The organism is Mesorhizobium sp. BHbdii, from assembly GCF_053848045.1.
This window is the reverse complement of record NZ_JBSPKX010000226.1, coordinates 1-439: the sequence shown is the minus strand read 5'-3', so window position 1 is coordinate 439 and position 439 is coordinate 1. Positions and strand designations below refer to the sequence as shown.

Sequence of the window (439 nt, the reverse complement as noted above, 5' to 3'; positions counted from 1 at the left end):
ATGTCGGCGTGCTGGCCGCGATCGCCGAAGGCGGCAGCTTTGCCCGGGCCGCCGACGCGCTCGGCCTGTCACGCTCGGGCGTCAGCCGCGCGGTCTCGCGTCTGGAGGCCCGCGTCGGCGTGCGTCTGCTCGACCGGACGACGCGCGCCGTCTCGTTGACCGACGAGGGCCGCCGGCTTTACGCCGAGGTGGCGCCGTTGCTGACCGGCATAGAAGACGCGGTGACCGTCACCTCGGGCACGTCGATCGCGGTGCGTGGCCGGCTGCGTGTCAATGTCGACGCCTTCTTTTCGCGCCAGTTGTTCACGCCGCATATCAGCGAATTCCTGTCGCTCTATCCGGATCTGTCGCTCGAACTTGTCGCCAGGGATCAGTTAGGGGATCTGGTGGCCGAAGGATTCGACATCGCCATCCGCTTTGGAACGCCGCCCGTGTCGTC

The 439-nt window shown here is 67.7% G+C and carries 1 protein-coding gene; it reads left to right on the top strand.

Annotated elements, in window-relative coordinates; all coding sequences use genetic code 11:
* Positions 1–439 (top strand): LysR family transcriptional regulator (locus tag ACWTU8_RS32760; protein WP_455851369.1); only part of this gene is annotated, 439 nt, incomplete at both ends.